This window comes from Streptomyces sp. NBC_00286, assembly GCF_036173125.1.
Classification (GTDB): Bacteria; Actinomycetota; Actinomycetes; order Streptomycetales; family Streptomycetaceae; genus Streptomyces.
In genome coordinates this window covers 2,615,108-2,630,973 of the sequence record NZ_CP108054.1, presented here as the reverse complement: position 1 = coordinate 2,630,973, position 15,866 = coordinate 2,615,108, and the positions used below count along the sequence as shown (strand labels likewise).

The window sequence follows — 15,866 nt, the reverse complement described above, 5'->3', positions numbered from 1 at the left end:
GCCCCCCACCACTACCGTTTGTACGGGCCCCTTCAGCGCCTGCCTGGTGTCTGCTACGGCTTGACCGAGCGGTAGTAGCGCCGCGCGCCCTCGTGCAGATCCAGCGGGTCGGTGTAGATCGCCGTGCGGAGGTCCACCCGCTGTGCCGCGTGCACCTTGCCGCCGATGCGGTCGCGGCTGTCGATCACCGTCTGGGTCAGCCGCTCTGTCAGCTCGGCATCGGTGCCGACGCGTGTCACGAGCAGGTTGGTCACCGCGATCGTCTGCACTGGGGAGTCCTGGGCCTTGGGATAGGCGTCTGCGGGCATGACGGCGGCCCGGTAGTAGCCGGACGCCCCGCGCTGCTGGTGCAGCTTCTCGACGAGTTCTTCACCAATCTCGACCAGCCTGATGTCGAGGCTGGTCGAGAGGTCGGCCACGGCAGACGTCGGGAGCCCCCCGGACCAGAAGAAGGCATCGATCTTGCCCTCCCGGAGCAGCTCCGGCATCGTTCGTATGCCGTCGGGCAGTGGCTCGATGTCTTTCTTCGGGTCGAGGCCGGCCGCCTTGAGCACATGCTCCGCGATCAGCCGCACCCCGGAACCGGCCGGTCCGACGGCCACTTTCTTGCCCCGCAGCTCCGCGATGGAGTCGACGGAGGAGGCGCGCGGGACGACGACGTGCACGTAGTCGTCGTACAGCCGCGCGCAGCCGCGCAGCAGGTCTGCGCCCGGCTCGCCGTCAAGCTTGTACTGCTCCACCGCGTCGGCCTGCGCGATCGTGTAGTCGACCTTCCCGGTAGCCACCCACTCCAGGTTCTCCTTCGACCCCTCGCTGTTCCGCAGCTGCACGTCCAGATCCGGCATGTCCTTCGCGAGCTCTTTTCGCAGCAGCTTCCCGTACAGCTCGTAGACCCCGGTGCGCGTCCCCGTGCTGAAGACCATCGTGCCGCCCGGCGAGCTCTCGCCCAGGGGCAGCAGCCACCACAACAGCAGCCCGAAGGTCACGAAGGCGGCGGCCGAACCCTGCAGGGCCCGACGTCTGCCGATGCGGGAGAGTTCCTGGAACATGCGCGCGATCCTGCCAGCTCACCGATGGGGATGACCAGGGCCGGACGTCCAGGGCGCCCGCTACGCGCGCGTGGGGGCCGTACGGCCCGGAAATACCCGGCAACGCGCGCGTGGGGACCCCGTACTCTGGTGTACGAGATGAGCGCGAAGACTTACGAGGTGCGCACCTACGGGTGCCAGATGAACGTCCACGACTCCGAGCGGCTTTCCGGGCTGCTGGAGGACGCCGGCTACGTACGTGCGCCCGATGGGGCGGACGGGGACGCGGATGTCGTCGTCTTCAACACGTGCGCCGTGCGGGAGAACGCCGACAACCGCCTGTACGGCAATCTCGGCCGCCTCGCGCCGATGAAGTCGAAGCGGCCAGGGATGCAGATCGCCGTCGGCGGCTGTCTCGCGCAGAAGGACCGCGACACCATCGTGAAGAAGGCACCCTGGGTGGACGTCGTCTTCGGCACGCACAACATCGGCAAGCTGCCCGTCCTCCTGGAGCGCGCCCGCGTACAGGAAGAGGCGCAGGTCGAGATCGCCGAGTCGCTCGAGGCGTTCCCGTCGACGCTGCCGACCCGCCGCGAGAGCGCGTACGCCGCTTGGGTCTCCATCTCCGTCGGCTGCAACAACACCTGCACCTTCTGCATCGTCCCCGCGCTGCGCGGCAAGGAGAAGGACCGCAGGACCGGCGACATCCTCGCCGAAATCGAGGCACTGGTCGGCGAAGGCGTCAGCGAGATCACGCTGCTCGGCCAGAACGTAAACGCTTACGGCTCCGACATCGGCGACCGTGAAGCCTTCAGCAAGCTGCTGCGAGCCTGCGGGAAAATCGAGGGCCTGGAGCGCGTCCGCTTCACCTCGCCGCATCCGCGCGACTTCACCGACGACGTGATCGCCGCGATGGCCGAGACGCCGAACGTGATGCCGCAGCTCCACATGCCGCTGCAGTCCGGCTCCGACCCCGTCCTGAAGGCGATGCGCCGCTCGTACCGGCAGGAGCGGTACCTCGGGATCATCGAGAAGGTACGCGCCGCGATCCCGCACGCCGCGATTACCACCGACATCATCGTGGGCTTCCCCGGAGAAACCGAGGAGGACTTCGAGCAGACCCTGCACGTGGTCCGTGAGGCCCGCTTCGCGCAAGCGTTTACGTTCCAGTACTCCAAGCGGCCCGGGACCCCGGCGGCCACCATGGAGAACCAGATCCCCAAGAAGGTCGTACAGGCGCGGTACGAGCGTCTTGTCGCCCTCCAGGAGGAGATCTCCTGGGAGGAGAACAAGAAGCAGGTCGGCCGCACCCTGGAGCTGATGGTCGCCGAGGGCGAGGGCCGCAAGGACGGCGCCACGCACCGTCTCTCCGGCCGCGCCCCCGACAACCGTCTGGTGCACTTCACCAAGCCCGACGCCGAGGTCCGCCCCGGCGACGTGGTCACCGTGGAGATCACCTACGCCGCACCTCACCACCTGCTCGCCGAGGACGCCGTCCTCGACATCCGCCGCACGCGCGCGGGCGATGCCTGGGAGAAGCGCAACACGACCGACACCGCGAAGCCGGCGGGCGTGATGCTCGGGCTGCCGGCCGTGGGCGTCCCGGCGCCGCTGCCGGCTCCGACGGGCGGCTGCTCCGCCCACTGATCGACCCAGGCGGGCTTGCTGTTCCGGGCCGCCGAGTCGCCCTGGAAAACCCGTTGGGAACCACGGCAGTAGGCTGGCGATCATGCTGGTCGCCGCCGCTGTCTGCCCCTGTCCGCCACTGCTCGTACCCGAGGTCGCCGTGGGCGCGGCGCCCGAGATGGACTCCGCGCGCGCGGCATGCGAGGACGCCCTAGGGATACTGGCCGCCGCCCGCCCCGATCGGCTCGTGGTCGTCGGCCCCGCCGAGCAGAGCGGGCAAGGGCCGTATCAGGAGGGCGCGAGGGGTTCGTTCCGTGGGTTCGGCGTGGACCTCGGGGTGCACCTCGGTGTCGGCCCGCGTGCTTGTCCGGGCGGAGACAGGACGGATTCGGCTGCGCCGGAGCGTGAGCTTCCGGCCTCGCTCGCCGTCGCCGCCTGGCTGCTGCAGCGAACGGACTGGTCCCACGCTCCCGTAGAAGGTCTCGGTGTGGGGGAACCTCTCGCGGCCGAGCGGTGTATTCAGATCGGGAAGGAAATTGTCGCGCGGGCCGAGAGGGTGGCACTGCTGGTGATGGGCGACGCCAGCGCGTGCCGGTCGCTCAAGGCGCCGGGGTATCTGGACGATCGAGCGGCAGGGTTCGACGCGGAGGTCGCGCGTGCGCTGGCGGCGGCGGATGTGACGGCGCTCAAGGCGCTGGACGCCGCGCTGGCGCGCGAGTTGATGGCCTCCGGCCGCGCGCCCTGGCAGGTGCTCGCGGGCGCCGCCGAGGGCGTGGGGCTCAGCGGCGCCCTGTTGTACGAGGACGCGCCTTATGGCGTGGGGTACTTGGTGGCTGCCTGGTCGTAGGCGCGCGGCGACGGGAGCGGCCGTAGCGGGCGTGGCTCGACCTGGCGTAGGCCGAGCGCCACTGGGGTGGAGCTGAGCCCGGCACTGAGTCACAAGCGGGCGCTGAGCCCCAGGTTGCGGCGCTGAGTCTGCGTGCCGCCGGGCGTCGGCCAACAAGCCGACAACACGACGGACGGCCCGGAGCCTCCAAGGGCTCCGTGACCGCCCGCCGATGTGCCGTCTCTCAGGATGCCGAGGGCGGTGGCGGTGCGGGTGGCGGTGGCGTCGCGCCGCCGTCCGTCCTGTGACTCTCCTTGTGCGCGAGCCGGTCCAGGGCACCCTTGGCCTTGCCCGTGCCCGTCTGGATCTTGCCGCTGTACTTGCCCTTGGTCTTCTTGTCGGCCAGCTTCGCGGCCTTGTCGAGACCGTGTTCCATCTTGCCCCCGTGCTGTTGCGCGAGGTGCGAGACCTTCCCCTTGGCGGGCGTGAGCTTGGTCTTCAGACTTTCCAGGAGACCCATGGTTCACCTTCCCTCGCGGGACAGTTACTGGCGGGCGCCCTCGTCGACCTCGTTGTCGGCCGCCTTCTCGGCGGACTGCTGCTTGGGGATCTCGACATCGTCCGATGCCTCGGAATCGGGGGACTCCGCCGACTTCTCCGCGGCCTCGTCCTCGGTCTCAGCCGCCTCCCTGCCCTCCTCAGCCGCGTCGGTCGTGTCAGTCTTCGCCTCCGGTTGGGCCGTCAGGGTGTCGGCCGACTGCTCGGTGGTTGACGCCTCCTCCGACTCCTTGGACTTAGGCTTATCTTTCCGAAGAAGCCGTGCAAAAACGCCCATATCAACTCCATACCCTACTCGTGTGGGCGAAATTCCGTGCCGACCGGTGCGTCCCATTGCGTCGCCCGGGCCGCCGGTCCTCAAAACCGGCGGCTGGAACCTCGCAACAGGCAACGACCCTGGACCCGTGGCGTCACGTAACTCGTTCGAGGAGCGGCCCAGAGGTTTGCGAGACTGTTGCGGTGAGTAGTGCAGCCCCCGCCCCGCGGGTCATCGCCGTCGTCGGTCCCACCGCGGCGGGAAAGTCCGATCTGGGAGTCCAACTTGCCCAGCACCTCGGCGGCGAGATCGTCAACGCCGACTCCATGCAGCTCTACCGGGGGATGGACATCGGCACCGCCAAGCTGACGCCCGAGGAACGCAGAGGCATCCCGCACCACCTCCTGGACATCTGGGACGTGACGGTGACCGCGAGCGTGGCCGAGTACCAGCGGCTGGCGCGCGCCCGTATCGACGCACTCCTTGCCGAGGGGCGCTGGCCGATCCTTGTGGGCGGCTCCGGCCTGTATGTCCGGGGCGCTGTCGACAACCTGGAGTTCCCCGGTACCGACCCCGAAGTACGGGCCCGCCTGGAGGAGGAGCTCACTCTGCGCGGCTCGGGTGCCCTGCACGCCCGGCTGGCGGTGGCGGACCCCGAGGCGGCCCACGCGATTCTGCCCAGCAACGGACGCCGGATCGTCCGCGCCCTCGAAGTCATCGAGATCACCGGCAAGCCCTTCACCGCCAACCTGCCCGGCCATGACTCCGTCTACGACACCGTGCAGATCGGCGTCGATGTGGCGCGTCCCGAACTCGACGAGCGCATCGCCCGCCGGGTGGACCGGATGTGGGACGAGGGACTCGTCGACGAGGTGCGCGCGCTGGAGGCGCGAGGCTTGCGCGAGGGGCGTACGGCATCGCGGGCGCTCGGCTACCAGCAGGTTCTGGCGGCGCTCTCCGGGGAGTGCACCGACGACGAGGCGCGGGCCGAGACCGTACGCGCCACCAAGCGCTTCGCGCGCCGTCAGGATTCCTGGTTCAGGCGCGATCCGCGGGTGCATTGGCTCAGTGGGGCCGCGGCCGATCTCACCGAACTTCCGCGGCACGCGCTGACATTGGTCGAACGACCGGTTACAGCCTGATCACGTCATGGCATCGGGACGCTCCGCCCGTCATCCCGGCCTCTGACACCGTGCCATCATCGAGCTTCGATCGACCAAGTGGAGTCCGAGTTGGGAGGGCGCGTGGCGATGGAGGCCGGCCCTCGCGACACCGCACAAGGCACGGAGCACGACACCGTAAGGGATCAGCAGGATCCGGACGGGGACCGACTGAGCCCCGACGGACCCGACGAAACCCCGGGCGGTGTGACCGCCGACGGCCCCGAGCCCGACGAGATGTTCGCGGAGCCCGAGGTCGAAGTAGAGCTGCGCCCGCAGCGCAGACTGCGGATCTGGCAGCTCGCGCCCATCGTGGGCCTGGCCGCGGTCGGCTCCCTGATGTTCGCTTTCCCGCTGGCGTTCGACTTCGGCGACAGCGGGGCCATGATCGCCATGCTCGGCCTGCTGATCTCCTCCTGCGCCGCGGGCTGGGGCATGATGGCCGCCCGCCGCGTCGGCTACACCTGGCCCGGCCTGCCACAGCGCGGCTCCGGCCGCCGCCCGGACTGGCGAGTCGTGATCGCGTACGCCGTGATCGTCGCCGTGATCGTCGTCCTGGCCGTATGGCGGGTCGCCCGCCTCCGCTGAGGCCGGGCCGCGGTGTCCTACCCACCCCGTACGATCGAGGAATGAGCACGCGGATCGCCTTCCTCAAGGGACACGGGACCGAGAACGACTTCGTGATCGTCCCCGACCCCGAGAACACCATCGACCTGCCACCGGCCGCCGTCGCCGCCCTCTGCGACCGCCGCGCGGGCATCGGCGGAGACGGTCTGCTGCATGTCGTGCGGTCCGTAGCGCACCCCGAGGCCAAGGAGATGGCCGCCGAGGCGGAATGGTTCATGGACTACCGCAACGGCGACGGCTCGATCGCGGAGATGTGCGGCAACGGAGTGCGGGTGTTCGCGCGCTACCTCCAGCGCGCCGGGTATGTGACCGAAGGGGACATCTCGGTCGCCACGCGCGGGGGTGTGAAGAGGGCGCACATCGCCAAGGAGGGCGACATCACCGTCGGCATGGGCAAGGCGCTCCTCCCCGAAGGGGACGTCACCGTGAGCGTCGGTGACCGCAGCTGGCCCGCGCGCAACGTGAACATGGGCAATCCGCACGCGGTCGCCTTTGTCGACGACCTCGACCATGCCGGCAACCTGTTGGCACCCCCGCCGTTCAGCCCGGCGTCCGCATACCCGGACGGGGTGAACGTCGAGTTCGTCGTCGACCGCGGCCCTCAGCATGTAGCCCTGCGCGTGCACGAGCGCGGCGCCGGCGAGACCCGCTCGTGCGGCACGGGCGCGTGTGCCGTGGCGGTGGCGGCGGCGAGACGTGACGGCGCCGATCCCGCCGTCACGGGCGCCCCGGCCACGTACACCGTCGATGTGCCCGGCGGACGCCTGGTGATCACGGAGCGGCCCGACGGCGAGATCGAGATGACCGGACCCGCGGTGATCGTCGCCGAGGGCGAGATCGACGCCCCGTGGCTCGAAACCGTAAACCCCTGAAGCGTCGCTCGAATGGGTGATCCGTTTCACGCTCGGCGTGAGGCGGTCAGCCGAGCGTGTTGCGCTCGATAGCATCAAGCACCGGCCCGGACGGGGGAACGACACCATCCCCAGAGCCGTGTACGCCATGGGGTGCCCCGTCCGTCGGTCAACGCAGTCGGAGGTGCCCATGAGTGCGGAGGCCACGAACCCCGCGACGCCCGGCCCGATCGCGCCCGAAGCGCATCGCAGGAGGAGCCGCCCGCGCATCGATCTGCGCCGCCTCGGCCGGGCTGCGCTCCTGGGATCCACGGGCCGCGGTCGGCTGCCCGACGCGATCAGCCATGTGGTCGAGGCTCATCGCGCCCACCATCCCGACGCCGACCTGGAGCCGCTGCGCCGGGCTTACGTCCTCGCCGAGTCCTCGCACCGAGGCCAGATGCGCAAGAGCGGCGAGCCCTACATCACACATCCGCTCGCCGTGACCTTGATCCTGGCCGAACTCGGCGCGGAGACCACGACATTGACCGCCTCTCTGCTCCACGACACCGTCGAAGACACGGAGGTGACTCTCGATCAGGTGCGGGAGGAGTTCGGCGAGGAAGTCCGCTATCTCGTCGACGGCGTCACGAAGTTGGAGAAGGTCGACTACGGAGCGGCTGCCGAACCGGAGACGTTCCGCAAGATGCTCGTCGCCACCGGCAACGACGTACGCGTGATGTCGATCAAACTCGCCGACCGGCTGCACAACATGCGCACCCTGGGCGTCATGCGCCCCGAGAAACAGGCGCGCATCGCCAAGGTGACCAGGGATGTGCTGATCCCGCTCGCCGAACGGCTCGGCGTCCAGGCGCTCAAGACCGAGCTCGAGGACCTCGTCTTCGCGATCCTGCACCCCGAGGAGTACGAGTACACCAGGGGGCTCATCGTCGAGAGCGCGGCGCGCGCCGACGACACCCTCGCGGAGATCGCGGAAGAGGTGCGCAGGATCCTGCGCGAGGCCGGACTGCAGGCCGAAGTGCTCATCCGGCCACGGCACTTGGTCTCCCTGCACCGCACCTCCCGCAAGCGCGGCAAGCTGCGCGGCGTCGACTTCGGACGCCTCCTGGTGCTCGTGAACGAGGACGCCGACTGTTACGGAGTCCTCGGCGAACTGCACACCTGCCTCACGCCGGTGGTGTCGGAGTTCAAGGACTTCATCGCCGTTCCCAAGTTCAACCTGTACCAGTCGCTGCACACGGCCGTCGCCCTCCCTGAGTCTCGAACAGACTCGCCGGAGGGCACGCCCATGTCCGGCCAGGTCGCCGAAGTGCTCATCCGTACGCACCAGATGCACAAGGTCGCCGAGGCCGGCGTCATCGCCCTGGGCAATCCGCTTGCTCCTCCTTCGGAGGAGCAGGGCGACAGTGACGGCGAGCGCGTCGACCCCACCCGCCCCGGCTGGCTCTCCCGCCTCCTCGACTGGCAGGAGGCCGCGCCGGACCCCGACACGTTCTGGTCCACCCTGCGCGAAGACCTCGCCCAGGACCGGGAGATCACCGTTTTACGCCCCGACGGCGGCACGATCGGGCTGCCTGAGGGCGCGAGCTGCGTGGACGCCGCGTACGCGCAGTACGGCGAGGACGCGCACGCCTGCATGGGCGCGCGCGTCAACGGCCGCCTGGCGACGCTGAGTACGGTCCTGCGGGACGGCGACACCGTGCAGCTGCTCATGGGGCAGGACGCGTCCTCGGAGCCCTCCAGGGAGTGGCTGGAGCACGCGCGTACGCCCGCCGCGCGCATCGCCATCCAGCGCTGGCTCGCCACGCACCCCTCGCCCGGCGACACCCCTGAGGCGGAGACCCCGGCAGCGACTCTCAGGCCGACCGTCGACGGGTCTGCCACGCCGCTCTCCGAAGCGAACGCCGTCGTCGACGAGCCCGGCGCGACCGTACGCCTCGCGGGCTGCTGTACGCCCGTACCGCCCGACGAGGTCACCGGCTTCGCCGTACGCGGGAGAGTGGTGACCGTGCATCGCGTCGAATGCGCCGCAGTGGTGCGCATGAAGGACGCGGGGCGCAAGGAGGTCGACGTGCGCTGGGGCGACACCACGGAGTGCCGTGTCACGCTGGTCGCCGAATCCTTCGGACGGCCCCATCTGCTCGCCGACCTGACCGAAGCCATCGCCCTGGAGGGTGTCGCCATCGTCTCGGCGACCGTCGAACCGCCCAGCCAGCAGCGCGTACGCCACACCTACACGCTCCAACTCCCGGACGCCGCACACCTGCCCGCGCTGATGCGGGCGATGCGCAACGTGCCGGGCGTGTACGACGTGGGCCGGGCCCAGCGTCACGCTACGACTCCGTAGCAGGCCATCAGCGGGCCATCGGCAGGCCATCGGCCACTCGTTCGAGTGTGCTCGGTGCGCGTCGTCGCCGCACGCCGGGCGGGCGCTGGTAGCCGTGGTCCATGCCGCTCACCTCCAGGACCCGGGACCTGCTCCCTAAGGCCGTCGGACCGCTCCGTAGGGCGCTGCTCGCCGCCGTCTCCTCCTTGTGCCTCATCGCGGCGAGCGGCCCCGCGCCGGCGGAGCCACTCGGCATCGGTGACCGCCTTTTCCCGCACTTGGGCAACCCCGGGTACGACGTCATGGCGTACGACCTTGCCTTCAGCTATTCCGGGAAGAACAGCGAACCGCTGCCGGCCATCACCACGATCGACGCCCGGACGACAGACTGGTTGGAGCAGGTCAATCTTGACTACTCGCACGGAACAGTGCGATCCGTCGAGGTCAACGGTGTGCCCGCGGATTTCCGCAGCGCGGAGGAGGACTTGGTCGTGAGGCCCGCGGAGCGCCTGGCCCCCGGTAGCCGGATGCGGATCACGGTGCGCCACGACAGCGATCCGACGCCCGGAGAAGACGTGGAGAGCGGCTGGGTGCGGACCGAGGACGGGCTCGCCATGGCCAACCAGATCGACGCCGCCCACCGGGTCTTCCCGGGCAACGACCATCCCTCCGACAAGGCGATCTTCACCATCAGCGTCACCGCGCCCGACGCATTCACGGCCGTGGCGAACGGACTGCGGCTGGGGACGGTCCGCCACACGGGGACCACCACCTGGACGTACCGAACCGAGCACCCCATGGCCACCGAGCTCGCCCAGGTGTCCATCGGCCGCTCCTCCGTGGCGCACAGGAGCGGGCCGGGCGGTCTTCCCGTACGCGATGTGGTGCCCTCCAAGGACCGCAAGAAGCTGGAGCCCTGGCTCAGGAAGACGCCCGAGCAGATCGCCTGGATGGAACGGAAGGTCGGGCGCTACCCCTTCGAGACGTACGGGCTGCTGATCGCCGAGGCGCGGACCGGGTTCGAACTCGAGACTCAAACGCTCTCTCTCTTCGAGAGAGAGCTCTTCACGCGCCCCGAGTTCCCGAAGTGGTACGTCGAGTCGATCATGGTGCATGAGCTGGCGCACCAGTGGTTCGGCAACAGCGTCACCCCGCGCACCTGGTCCGACCTGTGGCTGAGCGAAGGACACGCCACCTGGTACGAGGCCCTGTACGCGGACGAGACGGCAGACAAGCCCCTCGAGAGACGGATGCGCGATGCCTACCGGGCGTCCGACACCTGGCGAGCGGACGGAGGCCCGCCGGCAGCGCCCAAGGCCCCCGAGCCCGGCCAGAAGGTCAGCATCTTCAGGCCGAACCTCTACAGCGGCAGCGCCCTGGTCCTGTACGCACTGCGGCAGGAGATCGGCCGCCCGGCCTTCGAGCGGCTGGAGCGGACCTGGGTGACGATCCACCGTGACGGCACCGCGACGACCACGGAGTTCGAGAGACTCGCCTCGGACATCGCGGGACGCGATCTGAACGCCTTCTTCAAGGCCTGGCTTTACGGCAAGAAGACCCCGCCCATGCCGGGGCACCCGGAATGGCGCAGCGCCGCACCCGCGCAGAAGGGCACGAAGCCCGCGCGACAGCCCTCCACCACGCAGATCAAGAGCCCTCGGTAACTCAGGTGACGAGACGTGGCGTGCCGTGCAACCATCATCAGGTCGACGACGCCGCACCCCGGGTCACCGGCATGATCCGACGGTCGGACTCCATGGCCGGGAATCTCCCGGCGACCCCGGACGTTGTCTCCGATAACGGACGGCAGTTCGTCGCCCCACAGGTATCCCCATCGACGTAAGGACCCAATGACCTCCTCTTCTTCCCCTTCCCAGGACAAGCAGAGCTTCGCGCAGAACCAACCCGAACGTCTTCGGGCCGATGCCCTGATGGAAGAGGACGTCGCCTGGAGCCATCCGATCGAGGGCGAGTGGGACGGCGACCAGTTCGACCGCTCCGACCGCGCGGCACTCCGCCGTGTCGCGGGCCTTTCCACCGAGCTCGAGGACGTCACCGAGGTCGAGTACCGGCAGCTGCGCCTTGAGCGAGTGGTGCTCGTCGGAGTGTGGACCTCGGGGACCGCTGCCGACGCGGACAACTCCCTCGCGGAGCTGGCCGCCCTCGCGGAGACGGCCGGTGCGCTGGTGCTCGACGGCGTGATCCAGCGCCGCGACAAGGCGGACCCGGCCACGTACATCGGCTCCGGTAAGGCCAAAGAGCTGCGTGACATCGTGCTCGAGACCGGCGCGGACACCGTCATCTGCGACGGTGAGCTCTCGCCGGGACAGCTGATCCACCTCGAAGACGTCGTCAAGGTCAAGGTGATCGACCGGACCGCTCTGATCCTTGACATCTTCGCCCAGCACGCCAAGTCCCGAGAGGGCAAGGCGCAGGTCGCGCTCGCGCAGATGCAGTACATGCTGCCGAGACTGCGAGGCTGGGGTCAGTCGCTGTCCCGTCAGATGGGCGGCGGCAAGGGCGGCGGCCTCGCCACCCGCGGTCCCGGTGAGACCAAGATCGAGACGGACCGGCGTCGGATCCGCGAGAAGATGGCGAAGATGCGCCGGGAGATCGCGGCCCTGAAGACCGGCCGCGAAATTCAGCGCCAGGAGCGTCGTCGCAAGAAGGTGCCCTCGGTCGCCATCGCCGGCTACACCAACGCGGGCAAGTCCTCGCTGCTGAACCGGCTGACGGGCGCGGGTGTACTGGTCGAGAACGCGCTGTTCGCGACCCTCGACCCGACCGTGCGCCGGGCCGAGACACCCACCGGGCGGCTCTACACGCTCGCGGACACCGTCGGGTTCGTACGACACCTGCCGCACCACCTCGTCGAGGCGTTCCGCTCCACGATGGAGGAGGTCGGCGACTCGGACCTGATCCTGCACGTGGTCGACGGCGCCCACCCGGCGCCGGAGGAGCAGCTGGCCGCCGTGCGCGAGGTCATCCGCGACGTGGGTGCGACCGGCGTCCCCGAGATCGTGGTGATCAACAAGGCGGACGCGGCCGATCCGCTGGTGCTTCAGCGGCTGCTGCGGATCGAGAAGCGCTCCATCGCGGTCTCGGCCCGTACGGGCCAGGGCATCGACGAGCTGCTCGCGCTGATCGACGTCGAACTCCCGCACCCCTCGGTCGAGATCGAGGCACTCGTGCCGTACACCCACGGCCGACTCGTCGCCCGCGCCTACACCGATGGCGAGGTGATCTCCGAGGAGCACACCCCGGAGGGCACGCTGCTCAAGGTACGGGTGCACGAGGAACTGGCGGCTGAGCTGGCACCGTACGTTCCGGCGCCCGCCGTCTGAACACGAAGCTCCTCTGACCCAGAGAGCTGATGCTGAAGGCCCGCCCCCTCGCGCAGGGGGGCGGGCTTTCAGCATCAGCGGGCGGTCACTGTCCCGCGAACTTCTCGCTCACCGCGTCGTAGATCCCCTTGGCCTCCGAGCCCAGATGCGGGCCCGCCAACCAGCCCGCGGTGATCGGGCCGATCGAGGTGTTGGACACCAGCGCGGGCTTGCCGTCGGAGCCCGTCGCCACCCAGCCGCCGCCGGACGAACCGCCGGTCATCGTGCATCCGATGCGGTACATCGTCGGCTCGGACTTGGCGAGTGAGAGCCGTCCTGGCCCATCCTTGCACTGGTACATCGTCTCGCCGTCGAACGGCTTCGCGGCCGGGTAACCCGTCGCCGTGATGCTGCCGACCTCGGAAACGGCCGGAGCGTCGAACTCCACGGGAAGGGCCGAACCGACCGTCTCCTCCAGGGACTTGCCGCCGCTGCCCTCCTCCGGCGTCACATGAATGACGGCGAAGTCGTACGAGGCACCCTGGCCGCCCGTCGCGCCGCCCTGCTCGATCCACTGGTCCGAGGTCTGCGCCCAGTCACCCCACCAGACGCCGTAGGGAGCGACTTCCTCCTGGGTGGCGTTCGTGAGTTCCGCCGCCGACTTGGCGTCGTTGTTGTACGAGGGCACGAAGGCGATGTTGCGGTACCAGCCGCCGGACTTGCCGGCGTGTACGCAGTGGCCCGCGGTCCACACGAGGTTGGACTTGCCCGGGTTGGCCGGGTCCTCGACGACGGTCGCCGAGCAGACCATCGTGCCCTGCGGGGAGTCGAAGAACACCTTGCCCGCCTCGGGGGCGTTGTCGTGGTACGCCGCCTGCACGGCCTGCGCCTCCACGGGCGCCGGCTCCGGGTCGGTGACCCCCTGGTCACCCGCCAGGTCGCTGTCGTCGACGCCCTTGCCCTGGTCCGGGTCCTCGGCCTCGCGCATACGGTCCGGGTCCCACAGGTCCTCGATGATCGGGTTGACGAAGTCGCCGGCCTCGCGCAGCCAGTCGTCCTTGTCCCAGTTCTTCCAGGCGCCGCCCTTCCACTGGTCCAGGTCGATCCCGTGCTCCTTGAGCCTGTCCTGGATGTCCTGTGGGATCTGGATCTTGTCGTCGCCGCCGGTGGTCGCGGAGGCGGACGCCTCGCCGCCTGCGTTCGCGTCGTCGCTTGATTCACAGGCGGTGGCCGTCAGGGCCAGTGCGGTGGCCAGACCGACCGCCGCCAGTGCGGGGGAGGGCCCGCGGCGCGTGCTCCTCCCTCGACGGGCGGCGAAGAGCGGGCGTATGGATCGCATGGTGTAACTCCCCCTGGACGTAACGAGATTGCTGGGCTGCCATATGCAGCTTCGTACGGATCTGCCGTCCCGGACTTGCATAGGACGGGACCGTTTTGGCCGTTCAATTGGGATCGCCGAACGGCACCACACACTATGCCGTCGCTGTGGGGGACTTCCGATGGAACGGCAACAGTTCCGTCACGGCATGGATCTTCGTCCCGCCGTTGCCCCTCAGAGGCCACGTCGTTGGTACGTACGGGGGTGTTCCGCCTGCGTGCGTCCCCTGCCGCCCGCCCGGGTGGCCGAGCAACTCGCCTCTGGACAGCGGGAGGACCGACAACGTGGCCGTGACCGAGTCTGCGCCCGACGTGGCGCCCGCGATGCGCGAGGCCGAGGTCCCACTCGTGGCGCAGGAGGGGATTCTGCGGCGGCAGTCGGCGCGTGAGTCCGCGGCGCGCACCTATGCGCGCGCCCTGCCGATCGTGCCCGTCCGGGCGCGTGGGCTGACGATCGAGGGAGCCGACGGGTCGCGCTACCTCGACTGCCTTTCGGGCGCGGGGAGTTTGGCCCTCGGGCACAACCACCCGGTCGTGCTGGAAGCGATCAGAAGGGTCCTCGACTCGGGGGCGCCGCTGCACGTCCTCGATCTGGCCACACCCGTCAAAGACGCGTTCACCACCGAGCTGTTCCGTACGCTGCCGCCCGGTTTGGCCGACCACGCGCGCGTGCAGTTCTGTGGGCCCGCGGGCACAGACGCGGTCGAGGCCGCCCTGAAGCTCGCGCGTGCCGCGACCAGGCGTACCGAGATCGTCGCCTTCTCCGGCGCCTATCACGGCATGACCGCGGGGGCGCTCGAAACGTCTGGGGGCGCGTCGGATGTACGGGTCGCGCGCCTGCCCTATCCGCAGGACTACCGCTGCCCGTTCGGTATCGGTGGCGAGCGGGGCGCCGAACTCGCCGCGCGCTGGACGGAGTCCCTCCTCGACGACCCCAAGTCCGGAGTGCCAAGTCCCGCAGGGATGATCGTGGAGCCGGTGCAGGGAGAGGGCGGAGTGATTCCGGCGCGCGACGACTGGATGCGGCGGATGCGGGACATCACGGCCGCCCGCTCCATCCCCCTGATCGTCGACGAGGTCCAGACGGGCGTCGGCCGGACCGGCGCCTTCTGGGCGGTGGAACACAGTGGCATCACACCCGACGTGATGGTCCTCTCCAAGGCCATCGGCGGCAGCCTGCCGCTGGCCGTCGTGGTCTATCGCGATGACCTCGACGTGTGGCAACCCGGCGCCCACGCCGGCACGTTCCGCGGCAATCAGCTCGCCATGGCAGCCGGCGCGGCGACTCTCGCATACGTCCGGGAGAACCGTCTCGCCGAGCACGCCGCCCGCCTGGGCGCCCGCATGCTGGCCCAACTGCGCAGCCTGGCAGCCGACTTCCCCTGCATCGGCGATGTGCGCGGCCGGGGACTGATGATCGGCGTTGAACTCGTCGACCCCGAGGAGCGGCCCGAGTCCGCAGCTGAGGCCGCCGCAGCCGCCGGGGCCACCGGCGGCGGGCCGCGCCACGCCGCCCCCGAAGTCGCGGTCGCCGTGCAGCGGGAGTGCTTGCGCCGCGGCCTGATCGTGGAACTCGGCGGACGACACTCCGGCGTCGTGCGGCTGCTCCCGCCTCTGACCATCACCGACGAGCAGGCGAACGCGGTGCTCGACCGGCTGTCGGACGCGGTCGAGGCGGTCGCGGAGGCGCCAACTGGCCTGCGATCGCGGGGTGTTGAGCATGGCGGACGTGGCGGCAGTCGGCGCGTGAGTCCGCGGCGCGCACCTGGCGAGTCGGCCGGGCGCGCGGAACGAGCCGAGTGAGCCGGGCTGGCCGCCCCGCGATGAAACCGCACGGCATCGCCGAGCAGCCCGACCTCCACGCAGGCGCCACGGGGACGCCGACATCACACCACCCGAAGCAACCAC

Annotated in this window: 13 protein-coding genes; 9 read left to right on the top strand and 4 right to left on the bottom strand. The window is 69.7% G+C overall.

Going from position 1 to position 15,866, the window contains the following annotated elements; genetic code table 11:
• Positions 1–53: 53 nt before the first annotated feature.
• Positions 54–1,049, bottom strand: a complete 996-nt coding sequence (locus OHT21_RS11855; protein ID WP_328768231.1) for a TAXI family TRAP transporter solute-binding subunit — start codon at positions 1,047–1,049, stop codon at positions 54–56.
• Between the two features lie 138 nt (positions 1,050–1,187).
• On the opposite strand from OHT21_RS11855, the gene miaB reads away from it, so the two are divergent.
• Both miaB and OHT21_RS11845 read left to right on the top strand, forming a co-directional pair.
• Positions 1,188–2,675, top strand: coding sequence for a tRNA (N6-isopentenyl adenosine(37)-C2)-methylthiotransferase MiaB (miaB, locus tag OHT21_RS11850; RefSeq protein ID WP_328768230.1), 1,488 nt, complete (start codon positions 1,188–1,190; stop codon positions 2,673–2,675).
• An 82-nt stretch (positions 2,676–2,757) separates the two neighbouring features.
• Positions 2,758–3,501 carry a class III extradiol dioxygenase subunit B-like domain-containing protein gene (locus OHT21_RS11845; protein WP_328768229.1) on the top strand — a complete coding sequence of 248 codons (744 nt, stop codon included), beginning with the start codon at positions 2,758–2,760 and terminating at the stop codon, positions 3,499–3,501.
• A 223-nt stretch (positions 3,502–3,724) separates the two neighbouring features.
• Here the strand turns inward: OHT21_RS11845 and OHT21_RS11840 are convergent, their stop codons facing one another.
• Complete coding sequence (locus OHT21_RS11840) at positions 3,725–4,000, bottom strand: antitoxin (protein ID WP_328768228.1); 276 nt, start codon at positions 3,998–4,000, stop codon at positions 3,725–3,727.
• Positions 4,001–4,024: 24 nt separating this feature from the next.
• Positions 4,025–4,315 carry a hypothetical protein gene (locus tag OHT21_RS11835; RefSeq protein WP_328768227.1) on the bottom strand — a complete coding sequence of 97 codons (291 nt, stop codon included), beginning with the start codon at positions 4,313–4,315 and terminating at the stop codon, positions 4,025–4,027.
• 182 nt (positions 4,316–4,497) lie between these two features.
• Here OHT21_RS11835 and miaA point away from each other — a divergent pair, with 182 nt between their 5' ends.
• The 6 genes from miaA to hflX all read left to right on the top strand — a co-directional run bounded on the left by miaA (position 4,498) and on the right by hflX (position 12,602).
• A complete protein-coding gene (miaA, locus tag OHT21_RS11830; RefSeq protein ID WP_328768226.1) occupies positions 4,498–5,436 on the top strand; it encodes a tRNA (adenosine(37)-N6)-dimethylallyltransferase MiaA in 939 nt (312 codons plus the stop codon).
• 108 nt (positions 5,437–5,544) lie between these two features.
• Positions 5,545–6,042 (top strand): hypothetical protein, encoded by a 498-nt coding sequence (locus tag OHT21_RS11825; RefSeq protein WP_328774050.1) that lies wholly within the window; start codon positions 5,545–5,547, stop codon positions 6,040–6,042.
• A gap of 41 nt (positions 6,043–6,083) precedes the next feature.
• On the top strand, positions 6,084–6,953 hold the full coding sequence (gene dapF / locus OHT21_RS11820; RefSeq protein WP_328768225.1) for a diaminopimelate epimerase: 870 nt from the start codon (positions 6,084–6,086) through the stop codon (positions 6,951–6,953).
• A gap of 169 nt (positions 6,954–7,122) precedes the next feature.
• Positions 7,123–9,279, top strand: coding sequence for a RelA/SpoT family protein (locus OHT21_RS11815; protein ID WP_328768224.1), 2,157 nt, complete (start codon positions 7,123–7,125; stop codon positions 9,277–9,279).
• Between the two features lie 101 nt (positions 9,280–9,380).
• Positions 9,381–10,922 (top strand): M1 family metallopeptidase, encoded by a 1,542-nt coding sequence (locus OHT21_RS11810; protein ID WP_328768223.1) that lies wholly within the window; start codon positions 9,381–9,383, stop codon positions 10,920–10,922.
• Between the two features lie 186 nt (positions 10,923–11,108).
• Positions 11,109–12,602: a GTPase HflX gene (hflX, locus tag OHT21_RS11805; protein WP_328768222.1), complete on the top strand. Its 1,494-nt coding sequence runs from the start codon at positions 11,109–11,111 to the stop codon at positions 12,600–12,602.
• A gap of 85 nt (positions 12,603–12,687) precedes the next feature.
• Here the strand turns inward: hflX and OHT21_RS11800 are convergent, their stop codons facing one another.
• Positions 12,688–13,920 (bottom strand): trypsin-like serine peptidase, encoded by a 1,233-nt coding sequence (locus tag OHT21_RS11800; protein ID WP_328768221.1) that lies wholly within the window; start codon positions 13,918–13,920, stop codon positions 12,688–12,690.
• Between the two features lie 323 nt (positions 13,921–14,243).
• Between OHT21_RS11800 and OHT21_RS11795 the strand changes: the two genes are divergently transcribed.
• Positions 14,244–15,761 carry a diaminobutyrate--2-oxoglutarate transaminase family protein gene (locus OHT21_RS11795; RefSeq protein WP_443050348.1) on the top strand — a complete coding sequence of 506 codons (1,518 nt, stop codon included), beginning with the start codon at positions 14,244–14,246 and terminating at the stop codon, positions 15,759–15,761.
• The last annotated feature ends 105 nt before the right edge of the window (positions 15,762–15,866 follow it).